Annotated in this window: 17 protein-coding genes; 11 read left to right on the top strand and 6 right to left on the bottom strand. The window is 31.3% G+C overall.

Translation table 11 applies throughout. The features are described from left to right. The first annotated feature begins 19 nt into the window (after positions 1-19). Together Q0958_RS03915 and Q0958_RS03910 are read left to right on the top strand one after the other, a co-directional pair. Complete coding sequence (locus Q0958_RS03915; protein ID WP_299119852.1) at positions 20-1,345, top strand: serine hydrolase; 1,326 nt, start codon at positions 20-22, stop codon at positions 1,343-1,345. Positions 1,346-1,347: 2 nt separating this feature from the next. Further along, on the top strand, positions 1,348-1,689 hold the full coding sequence (locus Q0958_RS03910; protein ID WP_299119849.1) for an SdpI family protein: 342 nt from the start codon (positions 1,348-1,350) through the stop codon (positions 1,687-1,689). A gap of 29 nt (positions 1,690-1,718) precedes the next feature. On the opposite strand, the gene Q0958_RS03905 is transcribed toward Q0958_RS03910, so the two are convergent. Beyond that, positions 1,719-2,396 (bottom strand): SCO family protein, encoded by a 678-nt coding sequence (locus Q0958_RS03905; protein ID WP_299119846.1) that lies wholly within the window; start codon positions 2,394-2,396, stop codon positions 1,719-1,721. A gap of 157 nt (positions 2,397-2,553) precedes the next feature. Between Q0958_RS03905 and rseP the strand changes: the two genes are divergently transcribed. Continuing rightward, entirely contained in the window at positions 2,554-3,903 is a 1,350-nt protein-coding gene (gene rseP, locus Q0958_RS03900) for an RIP metalloprotease RseP (RefSeq protein WP_299119843.1), read from the top strand. A gap of 310 nt (positions 3,904-4,213) precedes the next feature. Here the strand turns inward: rseP and Q0958_RS03895 are convergent, their stop codons facing one another. Then, positions 4,214-5,839, bottom strand: coding sequence for a G-D-S-L family lipolytic protein (locus tag Q0958_RS03895; protein ID WP_299119839.1), 1,626 nt, complete (start codon positions 5,837-5,839; stop codon positions 4,214-4,216). 11 nt (positions 5,840-5,850) lie between these two features. Then, positions 5,851-8,538 carry a TonB-dependent receptor gene (locus Q0958_RS03890; protein WP_299119837.1) on the bottom strand — a complete coding sequence of 896 codons (2,688 nt, stop codon included), beginning with the start codon at positions 8,536-8,538 and terminating at the stop codon, positions 5,851-5,853. 191 nt (positions 8,539-8,729) lie between these two features. On the opposite strand from Q0958_RS03890, the gene Q0958_RS03885 reads away from it, so the two are divergent. Further along, on the top strand, positions 8,730-9,671 hold the full coding sequence (locus tag Q0958_RS03885; protein WP_299119834.1) for a bifunctional riboflavin kinase/FAD synthetase: 942 nt from the start codon (positions 8,730-8,732) through the stop codon (positions 9,669-9,671). A 146-nt stretch (positions 9,672-9,817) separates the two neighbouring features. Beyond that, positions 9,818-11,092: a serine--tRNA ligase gene (gene serS / locus Q0958_RS03880; RefSeq protein WP_299119831.1), complete on the top strand. Its 1,275-nt coding sequence runs from the start codon at positions 9,818-9,820 to the stop codon at positions 11,090-11,092. A gap of 99 nt (positions 11,093-11,191) precedes the next feature. On the opposite strand, the gene Q0958_RS03875 is transcribed toward serS, so the two are convergent. Then, positions 11,192-11,335 carry a hypothetical protein gene (locus Q0958_RS03875; RefSeq protein ID WP_175578686.1) on the bottom strand — a complete coding sequence of 48 codons (144 nt, stop codon included), beginning with the start codon at positions 11,333-11,335 and terminating at the stop codon, positions 11,192-11,194. Positions 11,336-11,456: 121 nt separating this feature from the next. Here Q0958_RS03875 and Q0958_RS03870 point away from each other — a divergent pair, with 121 nt between their 5' ends. From Q0958_RS03870 to mgtE, 4 genes are all read left to right on the top strand, one after another. Further along, positions 11,457-13,232 carry a tetratricopeptide repeat protein gene (locus tag Q0958_RS03870; protein WP_299119826.1) on the top strand — a complete coding sequence of 592 codons (1,776 nt, stop codon included), beginning with the start codon at positions 11,457-11,459 and terminating at the stop codon, positions 13,230-13,232. A gap of 17 nt (positions 13,233-13,249) precedes the next feature. Further along, complete coding sequence (locus Q0958_RS03865; protein ID WP_235275626.1) at positions 13,250-13,579, top strand: DUF4286 family protein; 330 nt, start codon at positions 13,250-13,252, stop codon at positions 13,577-13,579. Positions 13,580-13,646: 67 nt separating this feature from the next. Further along, positions 13,647-14,459: a 16S rRNA (adenine(1518)-N(6)/adenine(1519)-N(6))-dimethyltransferase RsmA gene (gene rsmA, locus Q0958_RS03860; RefSeq protein ID WP_299119820.1), complete on the top strand. Its 813-nt coding sequence runs from the start codon at positions 13,647-13,649 to the stop codon at positions 14,457-14,459. Beyond that, complete coding sequence (mgtE, locus tag Q0958_RS03855; RefSeq protein WP_299119817.1) at positions 14,440-15,789, top strand: magnesium transporter; 1,350 nt, start codon at positions 14,440-14,442, stop codon at positions 15,787-15,789. The genes rsmA and mgtE overlap by 20 nt, the downstream gene beginning before the upstream one ends. On the opposite strand, the gene Q0958_RS03850 is transcribed toward mgtE, so the two are convergent. Both Q0958_RS03850 and Q0958_RS03845 read right to left on the bottom strand, forming a co-directional pair. Beyond that, the gene (locus Q0958_RS03850; protein ID WP_299119815.1) at positions 15,776-16,462 is read right to left on the bottom strand and encodes a LysE family transporter; all 687 of its coding nucleotides are present in this window, start codon (positions 16,460-16,462) and stop codon (positions 15,776-15,778) included. The two genes, mgtE and Q0958_RS03850, sit on opposite strands and share 14 nt — an antisense overlap. A gap of 22 nt (positions 16,463-16,484) precedes the next feature. Further along, positions 16,485-17,537: a ferredoxin--NADP reductase gene (locus tag Q0958_RS03845; RefSeq protein WP_299119812.1), complete on the bottom strand. Its 1,053-nt coding sequence runs from the start codon at positions 17,535-17,537 to the stop codon at positions 16,485-16,487. 140 nt (positions 17,538-17,677) lie between these two features. Here Q0958_RS03845 and Q0958_RS03840 point away from each other — a divergent pair, with 140 nt between their 5' ends. Together Q0958_RS03840 and Q0958_RS03835 are read left to right on the top strand one after the other, a co-directional pair. Then, positions 17,678-18,016, top strand: a complete 339-nt coding sequence (locus Q0958_RS03840; protein WP_150899445.1) for a PadR family transcriptional regulator — start codon at positions 17,678-17,680, stop codon at positions 18,014-18,016. Between the two features lies 1 nt (position 18,017). Continuing rightward, complete coding sequence (locus Q0958_RS03835) at positions 18,018-18,662, top strand: hypothetical protein (protein ID WP_299119808.1); 645 nt, start codon at positions 18,018-18,020, stop codon at positions 18,660-18,662. The last annotated feature ends 4 nt before the right edge of the window (positions 18,663-18,666 follow it).

Genomic DNA, 18,666 nt, shown 5'->3' with positions numbered 1-18,666 from the left:
TGCTAAAAAAGAGTCCCTAATGAAAAATATCAAAAGAATTTTATTATTACTAGCAATTGTTCTTATTGCTGTTGTAGTTTACAATTACCCTAAATTAAATATTTTAGCTGGATACTCCGCTAAAAATACTGCTTCTTCTGTTTTCTTAGCTGAAAGAAGCCTAGAGTTTACCGATGAAAATGACAACAATTTTTCTCCAATAAACTTAACTTCTGATGAAATTAACTCTCAAGAAAAATCTGCTACTGGTTCTGTTTTCGGTCTTTTAAAAAGAAAAGCTGTTTATAGAAAAGGATTAGGAGCTGTTTTGATTAATGATGATTATGATGCTTCTAAAACTCCTTTAGTTCCTAAAAGGTCAAAGGCCGATAATACTACTCCTTTCCCTTATGGAAATGCAAATCAAATAGACACTGTTTTTTCTAATATCAATTACAAAAAGCTGAACGAAACTATTGATACTATTTTTAATTCGAGAAACCAAACTCGATCTGTATTAGTAGTTTATAAGAATCAAATTATTGCGGAAAAGTATGCTGATAATTTCGATAAGAATTCTTTGCAATTAGGGTGGTCTATGACCAAAAGTATTACGAGTACTGTTTTAGGAATTTTACAATGTCAAGGGAAAGTTAATGTTGAGCAAAGCAATTTATTTAAAGAATGGGGAAATGATGACCGTAAAAACATTACAATCCACAACCTACTTCAGATGAATTCTGGTTTAGAATGGCTTGAAGATTATAATACTATTTCTGATGTTACAAAGATGTTATTTCTTGAAAGTGACATGACTAAAACTCAAATAAACAAACCTTTGGTAGGTACCCCAAACGAAACTTGGAATTATTCTTCAGGTACTACTAATTTGCTTTCTGGTATCATCCGTAGTCAATTTAAAACGCATCAAGAATATTTAGATTATTGGTACAGTAATTTAATTGACAAAATAGGAATGAATTCAATGGTCATTGAAACTGATTTGAGTGGAAACTTTGTAGGGTCTTCTTATGCTTGGGCAACTGCAAGAGATTGGGCAAAATTAGGTTTATTATACCTTCATAATGGTGAATGGAATGGAGAACACCTTTTTGATAAAGATTGGGTACAATACGCTACTACTCCAACTCCAGGTTCTGATGGTTGGTATGGAGCGCAAATATGGTTAAATGCAGGAAAGCGTTATCCTGATGTACCAACAAATATGTATTCTTTTAATGGGTATAAAGGTCAAAATGTATTTATTTTGCCAAGTGAAGATTTAGTTGTTGTTAGAACTGGGCTTACTAAGAACGCTGACATGAACACTTTATTAAAAGGAATTATAAACTCTATAAAAAAATAAAAATGAACCCATATTATTATGTACTGTCTATTAATGGATTACTTTTCCTTTTCAGTATAATTTTTTATTTCTTTCCCCCCAAAAAAATTAACTCACTTTATGGTTATCGCACCAATAGAACCATGAAAAACGAAACTGTTTGGAAATTTGCCAATACGTTTTTTATAAAGCAATTTTTAATTTATTCTACAGTATCATTTGCAGCCGCTTTACTTTTTGTTTTTATAAGCAAAGATATTAGTTGGCAACCCATGGCTATTATGTTACTATCTCTAGCAGTTTCTGTTATTAAAACAGAACAAGAAGTAAACAAAAACTTTGATGAGGACGGAAATAAAATATAAAAAAAGAGACTGTTTAAACAGTCTCTTTTTTATTCTTCGTATTCTTTTTTTAGTAATGCAATATCATCTATAATTTTCTGCATGTTTTCTTTTTTGGTTCCATCATACGAACCTCTAATACGTCCTTCTTTGTCTATTAGCACAAAGTTTTCTGTATGAACCCAATCGTTCTCTCCTCCATCTCCTTCATCTAAAACAGCAAAATAATGTTTACGAGCTAAGTTATATATATGCTTTTTTTCTCCAGTAGTTACATTCCATTTTCCATCAATAACTCCTTTTTCTAATGCATATTTTTTCAATTGTGGAACGCTATCTATAACTGGTGTTACTGAATGTGATAAAAACATAATATCATCATCCTTTTTATAGTGTTCTTGTAACTCACTCATATTATAAGCCATGGCTATACAAATAGTTTGGCAACGAGTAAAAAAGAAATCTGCAATATAAATTTTACCTTTATAATCCGCATTTGTTATTGTTTCTCCATTCTGATTGATTAACTTAAAATTACCAACCTTATGATTTCTGGATTTTGTTCTTAAAGAAGCATCTACCAATTTTGGATTAATATCAGCAGGGTTATAAATTGGTAATCTTTCATCAACTTTTACTAAATGATAAAAAACAGGGATTCCAATAGCACAAAAAACTAACAAGAAAATTAAAGTGCTTTTAGATTTTTTAAAGAATTTAAAGTCCATTCTCTCTTTTTTCTACAAAAATACGACTTAAAACAGGGTTAATCTCTCTTAAACTTAAAAAGTTTGTTAAATCCTAAGCCGAACTAGAGTACAAACTTTTAGAACTCTTTCGAAAAACGTACATTTGTCAGATTTTAAATTTTAGACACAAGCCTTTATGGAGATATTAATAAAAGCATCACAATTTATTTTAAGTTTATCGCTTTTAATTGTTTTGCACGAGTTAGGACACTTTGTTCCTGCTAAATTATTTAAAACTAAAGTTGAAAAGTTTTACCTTTTCTTCGATTATAAATTCTCTTTATTTAAAAAGAAAATTGGTGATACTGTTTATGGTATTGGTTGGATTCCATTAGGTGGTTATGTGAAAATCTCAGGAATGATTGACGAAAGCATGGATACTGAGCAAATGAAAAAACCTGCTCAACCATGGGAATTTCGTTCTAAACCAGCATGGCAGCGTTTAATTATTATGCTTGGTGGTGTAATTGTAAATTTTGTTTTAGGTATTGTTATATACATTTGTTTAATGTATGCTTATGGTGAAAAGTTTTTACCTAACGAAAACTTAAAAGATGGTGTATGGGTACAAGATCAACTAGCCATAGATTTAGGTTTAGAAACTGGAGATAAAATACTTACTGTAGATGGACAAACAATTGAAAAATTTAGAGAATTACCTTTAGAATTTATTAATGGAAACAACTATTCCATTGAAAGAAATGGAACTGTTATTGAAAAAGTAATTCCTACTGATTTTATTTCAAAACTAGTAGATCGTGGTAAAAACGCTGGAAGTTTTATAACACCAAGATACCCATTTATTATAGGAAAAGTTGCCGAAGATTCTCCAAACGTAAAAAGCGGTTTACAACCTAAAGATATAATTACTGCTATTAACGGAGTTAATATCAAATATTTTGATCAAGCTGAAAAAGAGCTTAATAAATATAAAAATCAAGATATCAGTATTACTGTAAAAAGAGGTAATGAAAAAATAGACATCCCTGTTAAAATATCTGAAAACGGTAAAGTTGGTGTAGCTATTGCTCAATTATCTTTAAAAGATTTAGAAAAATTAGGATACTATGACTTAGCAGAAAAGAAATATTCATTTTCTGAAGCAATTCCTGCTGGTACTAATAAAGCTTGGACTACCTTAACAAACTACATTAAGCAAATGAAAAAGATTTTTAATCCTAGTACAGGTGCTTATAAAGGATTAGGAGGTTTTATTTCTATTGGTAGTATTTTCCCTTCAGAATTTAGCTGGGAAACTTTCTGGAACATTACTGCATTCTTATCAATTATGTTAGGTTTCATGAACTTATTACCAATTCCTGCTTTAGATGGAGGTCATGTTGTATTTACGCTTTGGGAAATGATTACAGGTAAAAAACCTGGTGATAAATTTTTAGAATATGCTCAAGTAACAGGATTTATCTTATTAATTGCCTTATTACTTTTTGCAAACGGTAATGATATATTTAGAACGTTTTTTAAATAACTTTTTCCACTTAAATAAAATAAAAACACCGTAATTAACATTACGGTGTTTTTTTATGTCTTATAATAAATAAACATCTTTGACAATAAGATACTTGATTTAAAGCTACTTCAACACTATAAACAAACATAATAACAAAACCATATCAACAAGCTAAACAACCTTCTTAAAAAGGCGTATATGACACTTAACGTCATTAGTTTAATTAAATGGCTTCTATAAATAAATACCCTTATTAAAATTCACATAACAAAAAAAGGCTGAGAATAAATTCTCAGCCTTTAAAATTTTGTATAAAATTACTTTTCTATTACTGTAAAGTAGGTGAAAAGTTTGTTGGAAAATCTTTAGCTTTAGCTAAACCATCTTTAGCCTTAGTAAAGTTAGATCCATAAGTAGCATCGATAGCTTCTAACATTTTATTTGCCATTAAAGCATACCCTCTTGATGTTAAATGAATCCCATCTAAACTAACTAGACCACCAGTAACAAAAGTAGTAGTCATATTAAATTCATCAAATACTAAACCAGTAGTTGAAGCTTTCTCTAAGATTGCTTTAAAGTCAACAAAAGCTAATCCTTTAGCGTCTGCTGCGGCTTTAATTGTAGTATTATATGCATCAGTAGCTGCTTTAATTTCGGCAACTTCAGTTTTAGTTAACACCCATTTATTTTCTAAAGGTAAAGAAACTCCTTCTGCTGAAAACATTCCTGCTAACGTTGGAGGTAATCCTTGCCCAAGTAAAAAGTTAACTGAATTTTGATTTACAGTACCTATTATACCACTACTTGGTAATACTAACAAATCTTCAGCTGTTGCTTGTCTTGCTTGTCCATAATAAGAACCTAATAAACCAGCTACTTTTTGTAAAGTGGCAGTATCAGTAGGTAAACCAAAACTAGCTACAAAAGCAGGGAAAGTTGGACTTGCTAATAACGCCCCAACTATTTCGTTTGTTTTAGGATCTAATGACTCATCTTTAATTACCACAGCACTAGCTGCTGTTGTCGAGAAAACAATTGAACGTTCAGGAACACCAATTGCTGTAAAAACGCCGTTAATAGCACTAAAAACTCTATTAAGTGTTGGAATTTGTGGTCCAAAGTCAGGATTTGTTGGGCTTAATGGCTTATAAGGTACAGTTGTAAAATGCGGTAGACTTGTAATGTAAGGAATATTAGCTACTACTCCTTTTTTATCTGCTGTTGGTGCTAATGTATTTATAATTGCTCCAAATGCTTGATTAAAAACTGCTGTTGGAGTTATTGAACCAGAAGCTCCTCCAGCCACAGCGTAATCTAATACATCGTTACCTCCTATTTCTGATAAAGTAAAAAATGTTGGTTGTTTTGATGCTATTTCTGCTATTAGTGTAGATTGAGCTGGACTCATTCTAACAAAATAAGGATTTGCTGTTGGTGGAACTGCCGCTAAACCTGCAGCACTCCCATAACCTGGAGCTACAAAGTGAAAACTTTTTGCTCCTGGAATACCGTAATTTGTAAAATTTGGTGCATTCGTTGCTGGTGCCCCCACAACAGTAGTTGGTATACTTGTAAGCCTTTCAGGCTTACCTGTTAAAGCGTTAAAATAGAATCTTGGGTCTAAAGCTTTTGTTCCACCATTTACCATTCCTCCAATATTATCATTCATTAATGGTTGTGTGAAAGTTCCTCCACCCACCATCGCAAATTTCTTTGCTAAAGTATTTGGAAACGAATATTCTTGACCTGCTTTAAATAAAGCCCCATCAGAAAAACCTGCTGTAAAAGAAGCTCCAACTGCTACATAATTTGAGAAATCTGCAGTACCTGCAACTAAGGCTATAGTATTTTCTGCCTCTCCTTTAATTTCTGGTAAATTGTTATCTACATCACAGGCTACAACACCTAAAAATAATGCAGATAAAAATGTATATTTTAATGTATTCTTCATTTTTATTTTTTTTAGTTATTGATTGTCCAAGAAATGTAATACTGAGACCCTATTGCCCCTACACCTGGTGCACTTAAGTATTCTTTCCCTGTTAGGTTAGATCCTCCTACTTTAAATACCGACTTAATTGAAGGTACTGAGTAGTTAATTTGAGCATCAAGGACAGTTCTTTCTTCTACGTTTCCTTCTAAGAAAGTTGATTGCCAGTAAAATTCTGTTTGCCAACGAGCACTTACGTTAAATCCAAAGTTTTCAAATACATTTGGGTGTCCAAACTGAGCTTTTAACTTATGCTCTGGAGTATTGAAACCTGCTTCAAAATCTGGATCTTGAGCTTGATCAAAACTAAATTTAGACCATGTATAGTTTAAACCAACGTTATATCCATTAAATACTTTTGTACTTAACCCAATTCCTAAACCGTAAGAATCAACATCAACTGTAGAATTTGTCTTAACACTAAATGTTCTTACTAAATTTCTATCTGTTAAGTTTGCTACTGTTACTGGTAAAGTAGGGTCAACTAATACTAAAACATCTTTATTAGAAATAAAGTTAGAATACATGTTATAGTATGTACTAAAATCTACTGATAATTTGTTTTCTCCTAATGGTAAAACACCACGATATCCAACCTCAAAAGATTTTACTTCTTCTGGTTTTACTAAAGCAGTTGTAGCTAGTGTTGGTGTTCCCGTTGCGATTGAACTAGCAGAATATCCTCTTGAAAACACGTCTGCTCCTGTTAATGTAAATGTACCTGCCGTAGTTACTACTGGTGCAGAAAAACGACCAATATTATCAGAAGCTGTACCTAAGATAAATCCAGCACCTGTCGCTAAACCAATATACTGATCTTGCGTAGTTGGGTTACGGAAACCTGTTTGGAAAGAAGCTCTGAAGTTATGATTTTTATTTTCACCCGCTGCATATGCCAAAGATATTCTAGGCGTAAAATTCCCATCAAAGTTTTCTGATTTATCATAACGAATAGATCCAGTAAACTTTAATCTATCATCTAACATTTTCTTTTGTAACTGAGTATACACACCATATTCACCATATTTAATTGGCCCATCAGCATCGGTATAAATTGTTCCAAAAGAATTTAATCTATATTGTCTGTAAGAACCACCTACTTGTACCTCAGCCCAATCAATATAATCACGTAAATTTAAATTACCATCTGCGTGGTAATAACTTGTATTATCTCTAAACTTTGACCCTGTTAATAAATCTGGATCAGCAGTTACTTCATTGAATAACGCTTGGAAAGCTGGTGTTCCAGGAACTGCTCTTCCTGTATCTGCTGCTGCTCTTGCAATTGCATGAGAACCATGCATTAAATATGCACCCGCATATTGCGCAAACCAATCTGTATTAGATTTCCACTTACTGTTAATGTTAATTGCAGCAAAACGAGTATCATAAGAATCTCCTGCATCCTCACCAGCATAGTAACCTCTTACGAAAAAGTTTTTACCTTTAACTTCTAATTTATGTTGCTCCATAAAGAAGTTAGCTAAATTATACCTGTTTTGTCCTTGGTAAATAGTGTTACCTGTACCATACTTAGAGTTCCAAATAATTTCAACTCTATCATTTCCTAATGGACGATAGTGAATAGCTCCATTGAATTTTACACTCTTAGCTTCGTTAGTCATTAACTCTTGATCAGTATAACCAGTTCTACTTACATTACCTATTGCTCCTCCTAAATTAACTGAAACCTCATCTCCATATACGTTCGCCCCATCATAATTTGGATCACTTTGTCTAGTACCTGGAATATAAGTTCCTCCTATACCAGTTGTATTTCTATAATCAGTAGCATGCCACTCTTCACCTTTTAAGTAAGAAAAGCTTGCTTTTACAGCAAAATAATCATCAAAAGCATGCGCCATTCTAATTGTAGCATCGTAAAACTTATTGTCTCCTGCTGCTTCTTGACTAGTTAATCCTGTTTTTAAACCTACACTAATTCCTTGATCATCGAAAGGGTTTTTACTACGCATTAACATAATTCCGTTAAATGCATTTGCTCCATATAAAGCCGATGCTGCTCCTGGTAAAATCTCAACACTTTTTACATCTACCTCAGAAATTCCTAATAAATTCCCAATAGCAAAGTTTAATGCTGGAGATGCGTTATCCATTCCATCAACTAACTGAACAAAACGCTCATTTCCAAACGTAGCAAATCCACGAGTATTTACTGTTTTAAAAGTAAAACCTCCTGAATTAATATCAACACCTTTTAAATTTTCTAATCCATCGTAATATGATGCAGAAGCTGTGTTCTTAATAGCTCTAGAATCAAAACGCTCAATTGTCACTGGAGATTCCATAACACGTTCTGGAGTTCTAGAAGCAGAAACTACTACCTCATCTAAAGAAGTTGCATTTTCAGTCAAAGCCACCTCAACAACTTGATTGTTTTTTGTAATTTCAACTGTTTTAGATTGATACCCTAAAGAAGAAATTTCAATTGTAAAAGGAGGGTTATCTGTTACTGTCATAGTAAACTTCCCATCAAAGTCAGTAGATGTTCCTACAGCCTTCCTTAGAACCTTAATATTTGCTCCCGGAAGTGGCCCTCCAAGAGATGCGTCATTGACTGTACCAGAAATGGTAGTCTGAGCAACCATTATTGCCGTGCCAAATAGCACAAATGCAACAAGTAATAGTTTTTTCATCATAATGTATAATAATTTGTTAACTGTAGCGCAAAATACGATTTTTTTTTATTTGTAAAAATTTATCCTTTATTTTATCACTATAGTGTTTTTGAGGGGTTTGTTTTGTTAAATTGACATTTTTGTAACTTTATTTAACGAACATTACTTATCCTCTTTTACAAATTGTATTTTTGCATAAATTTGTTCTTATCTTGGAAATTATTCACTCCATTTTCGATTTTAAACCAACTCAGAAATCAATAGTTACTATTGGTACTTTTGATGGTGTTCATATTGGTCATCAAAAAATTATACAGGAATTGATTGATGAAGCAAAATCATCTAATAAAAAATCAGTTTTATTAACTTTTTTTCCTCACCCTAGAATGGTGTTGCAAAAAGATGTTTCCATAAAACTTATCAACACGATTGATGAACGTGCCAAACACTTGGAAAACTTAGGGTTAGACTACTTAATCATCCATCCTTTTAGCAAAGAATTTTCTAGACTTACTGCATTAGATTTTGTTCGTGATATCTTAGTTAATCAACTCAATACTTCAAAATTAATTATTGGTTACGACCATCATTTTGGAAAAAATAGAGAGGGGAATATTGAACAATTAACTGAATATTCTCATTTATATGATTTTACAGTACAAGAAATTCTAGCTCAAGATATTGATGAAGTTTCTGTAAGCTCAACTAAAATTAGAAAAGCACTAGCTAGTGGTGAATTAAAAACTGCAAACAAGTATTTAGGATATCCATTTTCTATAACTGGTATTGTTGTGAACGGAAAACAACTTGGCGGTAAAATTGGTTTTCCTACTGCTAATATTGATATTGCTGAAACCTATAAACTAGTTCCTAAAACTGGAGTATATGTTGTAAAATCTACGATTAATAACAATACAGTTTTTGGCATGATGAACATTGGTAATAGACCCACAGTTAACGGAGAACACCAAACTATTGAAGTTCATTTTTTCGATTTTAACCAAGATTTATATCAAAAGGAATTAACCATCGAGTTACTTTATTTTTTACGAGACGAGCATAAGTTTAATTCTGTTGATGAATTAATTATTCAACTTAAAACAGACAAAGAAAACTCTTTAAACTATATCAATACAATTACCAATTTAAGTTAACAAAATAGAGTTCTAACAAAGTCTTTTTTATTTATTCTTAAATAGAATTCTAAAACTTAATACGTAAAAAACTATTTAGTAAGCAATCACCATTGTTTAAGTCTGTAGCTTCTTATATCTTTGCGGTTCTTAAAAATTAAAAAAAGATGTTACAGGTTCAGTTTATTAGAGAAAACAAACAAACTGTTTTAGACGGATTAGCAAAACGTAGTTTTGAAAATGCCGAAGCAATTATTAATGAAGTATTAACTACTGATGAAGCTCGTAGAGCTACTCAAGTTTCTTTAGATAATACATTAGCTGAATCTAACAAAATATCCAAAGAAATTGGAGGTCTTTTTAAGTCTGGTGAAATTGAAAAAGCAAACTTATTAAAAGAAAAAACAGGTGAATTAAAAGAGAAATCTAAGCAATTAACCGAAGAATTAAGTATTGCTTCTAACAAATTACAAGATTTATTATACCAAATTCCTAACGTGCCTCACGCATCTGTGAAAGCTGGGAAAAATGAAGAGGATAATGAAACTATTTTTAGCGAAGGTACTATTCCTGATTTAGGTGAAAAAGCTTTACCTCACTGGGAATTAGCTAAAAAATATGATATCATCGATTTTGATTTAGGTTCAAAAATTACTGGAGCTGGTTTTCCTGTTTACAAAGGAAAGGGAGCTCGTTTACAACGTGCCTTAATCAATTATTTTTTAGATAAAAATATTGCTGCAGGTTATAGCGAAGTTCAAGTTCCTCATTTAGTAAATGAAGCTTCTGGTATTGGTACTGGTCAACTTCCAGATAAAGAAGGACAAATGTATCATGTAACTGGAGATGATTTATATTTAATTCCAACAGCGGAAGTTCCTATTACTAATATTCATAGAAATGATTTAGTAAAAGAAAATGATTTACCTATTCAATATACAGGTTACACACCATGTTTCCGTAGAGAAGCTGGAAGTTATGGAGCACATGTACGTGGATTAAACAGATTACACCAGTTTGACAAAGTAGAAATTGTAAGAATCGAACATCCTGATAACTCTTACAATGCTTTAAACGAAATGGTAGAACACATTAAAGGTATTTTACGTGAATTAAAGTTGCCATACCGTATTTTACGTTTATGTGGTGGAGATACTGGATTTGTTTCTGCTTTAACATTCGATTTTGAATTATATTCTACAGCTCAAGAGCGTTGGTTAGAAATTAGTTCAGCTTCAAACTTTGAAACGTATCAAGCAAATCGTTTAAAATTACGATTCAAAAATAAAGAAGGAAAAAGTCAGTTAGTTCATACCTTAAACGGAAGTTCTTTAGCTTTACCTAGAGTATTAGCTGGAATTTTAGAGAACTATCAAACTGAGGATGGAATTAACATACCTGAAGTATTAATTCCTTATTGTGGTTTTGATAAAATTGACTAAATAATTTCATTATAAAAATGTAAAAAGAACCAATGCTTCAATTAAGATGCTTGGTTCTTTTTTTTAATTCACCCCTTAATAATGAACTATTTTTTATAATTAGTTAGCAACTACGGCTACCATTAATCTCTTATATTTATTCATTTCCAATAAAGCTTCAAAATACTGAGTTATTTGTCCTCTTCTCATAAATTCATCTGCTCTACTCTTTGCTAAGTTATATTGCGTATTTAAATTCTTCATAGTATTCGATGTTTAGTTACGCTAACAATAAAACAAAGTTCGTGCCAAAATGTTGCGTTCCTTTTAAAAAAAGGGTGTGTTTTAATATTAATTTAACAATTTTCTTCTGTATTTTTGATTGATGAAAAAAACATTTATTCTATTTAATTTCCTTATTATTAACCTGTTCTGTTATTCGCAACAGAACGAATTTATTATTGCTGAAAATTATTTTAGAAATAATGAATACGAAAAAGCTATTCAACTTTATAAAAAATTATATGATAAGAGTCCCTATAATACAACCTATCTAAAGAGACTTATTACTTCTTATCAAGAAACCGAACAGTTTTTAGTTGCCGAAAACCTATTAACACAAAAAATAAAACAGAGACCTAACTTAGCGTATCTAAATGTTATCATAGGATATAACTACGAACGTCAACAAAACGATTCAGAAGCCAATAAGTATTATCAAAAAGCACTTAATTCATTAAACAAAAAAGGAAATTACGGTAGTGTTATTGCTAGTTTATTTAAAAACTACAACAAACTAGACTTTGCTATTGAAGCATATACCAAAACCATGGAAAAACACCCACAAGCTAATTATGGATTCCAATTAGCACAAATCCATGGTGAAAAAGGAGATTACCCTAAAATGTTTGAATCCTATGTAGATTTAGTTGATAAAAACGAAAGCTATCTGAATAACGTAAAACGTTATACTAGCAGATATATTAATGATGATGCTGAAAATGAAAACAACAACTTATTTAAAAAAGCACTGTTAAGAAAATCAATAAGCAATCCTAAAAACATATGGAACGATTTATTAGCATGGTTATTCATTAAACAAAAACAATACTCAAAAGCTCTTATCCAATTAAAAGCGTTATTAGCTAGAGACCCTGATAACTTGGGTAGAATTAATCAGCTAGGAAAAATTGCTTTAGAGAATAAAGAATATGAGACTGCTAAGGAATGTTTTGACCTAATTATTGAAAAAACTAGTTATCCAAGAGATAAGTTTAATGCTATTAATAACAATTTAAAAATAGCTATTGAGACCAAAGAACCAGATGTAGAAGCACGTTTTGATGACATATTTGCAACGTATGGAATTAATAAAAATACTTTCCGTACTCAAGTAGCTTATGCTAATTATTTAACGTTCAACAAAAACAATCCTGAAAAAGCTGTAGATGTTTTAAATAAAGCTAAGGACTTTGCCGGCTCTAAGTTATCAAAAGCCTTGATTAAACTAAAACTAGGTGAGGTTTTAGTGTACACTGGAAAGTTTAACAAAGCTCTTATTTACTTTTCACAAGTACAAACAAAATTTAAAAACCATTATCTAGGGCAAGATGCACGTTTTAAAGTAGCCCAAACATCATATTTCAAAAGCGATTTTAAATGGGCCAAAGCACAATTAAAAGTTTTAAAAGGTTCTGCTACCCAGCTTATAGCAAACGATGCTGCTAATTTGTTTTTAACAATTTCTGATAACCAACCAAAAGACAGTATTCCTTCTGGTTTAAAAGAATATGCTAAAGCAGATTTATTAGCTTTTCAGAATAAAGATAATGAAGCCATCGCTATTTTAAATGATATTATCAAAAACTACAAAGGGCAACCTATAGAAGACGAAGCTTTGTTTAAACAGGCCGAGCTTCTTGTAAAACAGCACAAATACGATGAAGCTATTTCAAATTACACCCAAATAATAGCCCTAGATAAAGAAGGAATTTATATTGATGATGTATATTATTTAATGGGTGAATTATACAATAATGAATTAAATAATGCCGAAAAGGCTAAAGAATACTATCAAAAGATTATTTTTGACCATCCATCGAGCATCTACTTAGTTGCTGCTCGTAAAAAATACAGAAAACTAAGAGGGGATAATATCTAATCTTATAGAAAACAACAATGTATATATATAACGTAACAGTAAATATTGACGAAAGTGTTCATGCAGAATGGTTAACTTGGATTGAAAGCCATATACCAGAAGTTTTAGCAACAGGACGCTTTTTAAGCGCTAAGTTGACACAAGTTTTAGTAAAAGAAGAAATGGGAGGAGTAACTTACTCTATTCAATACACGGCTAAATCACGTGAAGATTTAGAAAACTATTACAAACACGATGCTGATAAACTACGTTCAGATGGTCTTAAAAAGTTTGCTGATAAAATGCTAGCCTTCCGCACTGAACTAAAAGTAATAAACGAATTTTACCCTACTGTATCTAGCAACTAAAAAGAAACAAACTACAGTTACATAAGAATAAAGATACTTCTTAATCTTAAATTTTTTATCTTAGAACATGACCGTAAGAGCAAAGAAACACTTAGGACAGCATTTTTTAACCGATGAAAACATCGCAAAAAAAATAGCAGATTCGTTAACCGAAAATGGATATGATAACGTATTGGAAATAGGACCTGGAATGGGAGTTCTAACAAAATACTTATTAGAAAAAAAGCCTAAGGTTACGGTAATGGAATTAGATTCTGAATCGGTAGAATACCTAAAAGAAACATTTCCTCTAGAACATATTAAACTAGATACTTCTTCTGAAAAATTCACCATTATTGAAGGTGATTTTTTAAAAAAGAATATTACTGATACTTTCAATAAAGAGCAGATTGCCATTATTGGAAACTTTCCTTACAACATTTCTTCACAAATTGTTTTTAAAGCAATTGAAAATAGAGATTTTGTACCAGAATTCTCTGGGATGTTCCAAAAAGAAGTAGCATTACGAATAGCAGAAAAAGAAGGGTCTAAAACCTATGGGATTTTATCCGTTTTGACACAAGCTTTTTATGATGCTGAATATTTATTTACAGTCCCTCCTACCGTTTTTAATCCACCACCAAAAGTAGATTCTGGTGTTATACGGTTAATTAGAAAAAAAGACTACAATCTTCCAGTTGATGAGAAATTATTTTTTAGAGTAGTAAAAACAGCATTTAATCAACGAAGAAAAATGCTACGTTCTAGTTTAAAATCTTTCGATCTCTCGGATACATTAAAAGAAGACCCTATCTTTGCGATGCGTCCCGAACAATTATCGGTACAAAAATTCATTGAATTGACGGCAAAAATCGCAAACGATGGCATTAGAAATTACTAAAGATCTTTTAGAAAACGTACAGGAACTGATTAAAAACCAGAAAGACACAGCGCTTTCCAGTTTTTTCTCAGATATACATCACGCCGATATTGCAGAAGTTTTAGATGAATTATCTTTTGAAGAGGCATTATACATTATTCGTTTATTAGACAGTGAAACAACCGCTGAAGTTTTAATGGATGTGGATGATGATGTACGTGAAAAAATATTTCAACAACTTACGGCAAAAGAAATTGCTGAAGAAATTGATGAACTTGACACCGATGATGCTGCCGATGTAATTGGAGAACTTCCTGAAAAAAGAAAGCAGGAAGTAATGCAAGAGATTGAAGATGAAGAACACGCCAAAGAAATTGTAGAATTACTACGATATGATGAAGATTCTGCTGGTGGTTTAATGGCAAAAGAACTTGTAAAAGTTAACGAAAACTGGACTGTTTTACGCTGTGTAAAAGAAATGCGTGTTCAAGCAGAAGAAGTAACCAGAGTACATTCTATATATGTAGTTGACGATAGTGGTAAACTAAAAGGTCGTTTATCATTGAAAGATTTATTAATGGCCTCTACACGTGCTAAAATTGCCGATGTATATATTCCTAAGTTAGACTTTGTTAATGTTAATGATGAAGCTGAAGATGTTGCTAACGTTATGCGTAAATACGATTTAGAAGCGATACCCGTTGTAGACGAGTTAGGTATTTTAGTAGGAAGAATTACTATTGATGATATTGTTGACGTTATTAAGGAAGAAGCCGATAAAGATTATCAATTAGCAGCTGGTATTACCCAAGATGTTGAAGCTGATGATACAATATGGGAATTAACACGTGCTCGTTTACCTTGGCTATTCTTAGGTCTTCTTGGAGGTGTTGGTGCTGCTGGTATTATGGGCTTTTTTGACGATGCTATTAAAGAAAATGCCATTCTTTTTATGTTTACTCCGTTAATTGCTGCAATGGCTGGAAATGTAGGAGTACAATCATCAGCAATTATTGTACAAGGTTTAGCAAATGACGATGTAAAAGGTAGTATTACAGACAGGTTATTAAAAGAAGTATCATTAGCTATGATTAATGGACTTGCCTTAGCTGTTTTACTATTTATATATGTTTTTATTTCTGAACAAGACTATAAAATAGCAAGTGCTATTTCAATATCTCTCTTTGTAGTAATTATAGTTGCTGGACTAATTGGAACTTTTATTCCTTTATTTTTAAATAAAAGAGGTATTGATCCTGCGATTGCTACAGGACCTTTTATTACAACAAGTAACGATATTTTTGGGATTCTTATTTATTTCTGGATAGCCAAAATGATTATTGGTTTTTAGTAGTTTCTTCTACTGTTTGTAATAAGCTATCCATCTTTTCTTTAGGAATAAAAGTTTTTAGCATTATAATCGCTCCAAAAACGATTAATAACACTCCCATTCCTCTTTTTATTCTATAAATAACTAGAGGTGTTAATTTACTTTTTAATTGTTTAGCTAGTAATATTTTCCCTAAATCGGTAGTAGCATACCCCAATATTACCGTGGCAAAATACCAAAACATATAGGTCGGGTTCATATCTAACGTTGGTCCTACTACAACAATAATACCTAACCAACCTGCTAAAACACCTATATTAATAAAGTTTAAAGCAAATCCTTTTAAAAGCAATTTTAAGTAATTATTACTTTCAGGAATATCAACTTCTGGAGCTTGTAATTCCTTTTTATTGTTTTTATCTAAATAGGTTATCAAACCATAAACAATAAGAATTAACCCTCCGATTAAAAATAATCGAGGGTCATCCTTAATTTGTTCTAACAAACTTCTACTTCCAAAATAAGCTATTAACATAAAGGATATATCTCCTAAAATAACTCCAATATCAAATGCAATAGCAGCTCTTGCTCCTTTTAATATACTTGTTTTAAGAAGCATAAAGAAAACTGGACCTATCATAAAAGAAAATACTACACCAACAAAGAAGGCATTTTTAAAGTCGTAAAAGTCCATTTATAAAATATATGTTATTAAATTAAACGTCATCATAATCAACCACAACCTTTGGAGTTGCTGGATGTGCTACACAAGTTAATATTAGTCCTTCCTCTAATTCGTCATCTGTTAAAATAGAGTTCTTAGTCATTACAGCTTTTCCTTCTGTTACCTTAGCAATACAACTACTACAAACACCACCTTGACATGAATAAGGAGCATCTAACTGATTACGTAATGATGCTGCCAAAATTGTATCTGTTTTATCCATTGTAAAAGTAGACTCTTCATCATCTAATAAAACGGTAATTCCAGATTTTCCGTCAGGAAATTGCATTGGAATTTCTTCATCTGGTGACGAACTTGCTGTAAATAATTCAAAATGAATATTTTCTTCATCAAATCCGTTATCTTGTAAAGTTTCAGAAACTGTAGTAATCATTTCTTCTGGACCACATAAGTAGGCAGAATCAAAAGAAATATCTTTATGAACATTCTTTACAAAATAATTTACATGTCCTTTATCTATTCTTCCAAACTTAGTGTTTGTTTTTACCTCTTGACTAAACACATAGTGTAAATTAAACTGTGTTGGATATTTTTCAGCTAAAGCATTCAATTCATCATAAAAAATAGTGCTATCAGCTTTTTTATTCCCAAAAACTAATGTAAAAGTTGAGGTTGGTTCATTCTCTAACACTACTTTTATCATAGATAAAACAGGTGTGATTCCGCTACCTGCAGCAAATGCTATATAGTTTTTATTCCCTGTAGGTTCTAATATGAATTTACCTTCAGGTTCAGAAACCTCTAAAGTTGTATTCTCTTTTAATTTTGTTGTTGCATAGGTAGAAAACAATCCTTTTTCAACAGCCTTTACAGCTACTTTAATTTCGTTCGTATTTGGTGAAGCACATATAGAATATGCTCTCCTAACCTCTTGATCGTTTAACTTCGTTTTTATGGTAATATATTGTCCTGCAACAAATTTATAAGCTTCTTTTAGCTCAGCAGGAACAGTAAATAAAATAGATACAGCATCTGCTGTCTCTTTTATTATTTTTTCAATAATTAATTTATGAAATGTAGCCATTTATTCTATTTAAATGCACAAAAATAAGAAATAGTGAGGTAACCGTTTATTCTTCTACTCATAAAAAATAATACCTAAGTATTTTATACATAAGAAAATTATGTATATTTGCATACCTAAGTTTTTTAGGTATATAAATTATGGGAAATCAAAAATTATATAAAGGCTCATTACAAACTATCATCTTGAAGCTATTAGCACAAAATGATAAGATGTATGGATATGAAATAACTCAAAAGGTAAAAGAATTAACCAAAGGCGAATTAAAAATCACCGAAGGTGCACTATACCCTGCGTTACACAAACTAGAAGCTGAAGGCTTGTTAGATGTTGAAGTTGCTAAAGTTGGAAATAGACTACGCAAGTATTATAAACTGACAGAAAGTGGTACTAAGGAAACTGTAAATAGACTTGCAGAAATGCAAGAGTTTTTACAAACAATGCAGCAACTAGTCAATCCTAAATTTGGTTTGGAGTAATATGAAAAAGAAATATACTATTACAGAAAAACAATTAGTCTTCTTAGATAATTATCTAAAAAAGAAAAAATCATTTTCTGATGAAGAAGAGCGTTATGAATTAATGGATCATCTAATATGTGATTTTGAAGAAACTACATTAGACGGTAATTTATCGCAATATTTAGCCGACAAAGCCAATTTTATATTTCAATACGGGAATGATAGAAGGTCAAAAATACACTGGGCTTATCAAAAAGAATTATGGCTAACTGTCTATAGTTTTTTTACAGATTTAAAAATACTTCCTATAAGTTTATTAAGTACTTTAGTCATTCTAAATCTTTCTTTTACTTTAAGTAACTCCCTACTCTACTTAGTTTTTTTCTGTTCTATAGTTTTTCAAATTCTTTACGGTTTATATCTAACCTATCATGAAAATAAAAAAGTAAGACAGCTCATTTCTTTTAAATATTTAGGAAACATGATGAGTTTACCCCAAGTTTTCCTTTTCTCTTTCACTTTAGTTAAAGATTATTTAAATACTCACAGAATATTATTCTTTATCTATTGGTTTATGGCTTTTAGTTTAAGTGTAGCTGGATTAATTATTATTAAAAAGAAAAAAACAACAATTTTAAACAAGTACAAGCACTTGTTAAAATAATAGC

This window comes from uncultured Tenacibaculum sp. (genome assembly GCF_947499065.1).
Classification (GTDB): Bacteria; Bacteroidota; Bacteroidia; order Flavobacteriales; family Flavobacteriaceae; genus Polaribacter.
Note: the sequence above shows the minus strand (reverse complement) of the source record. Positions and strands in the feature narration are given on the sequence as shown.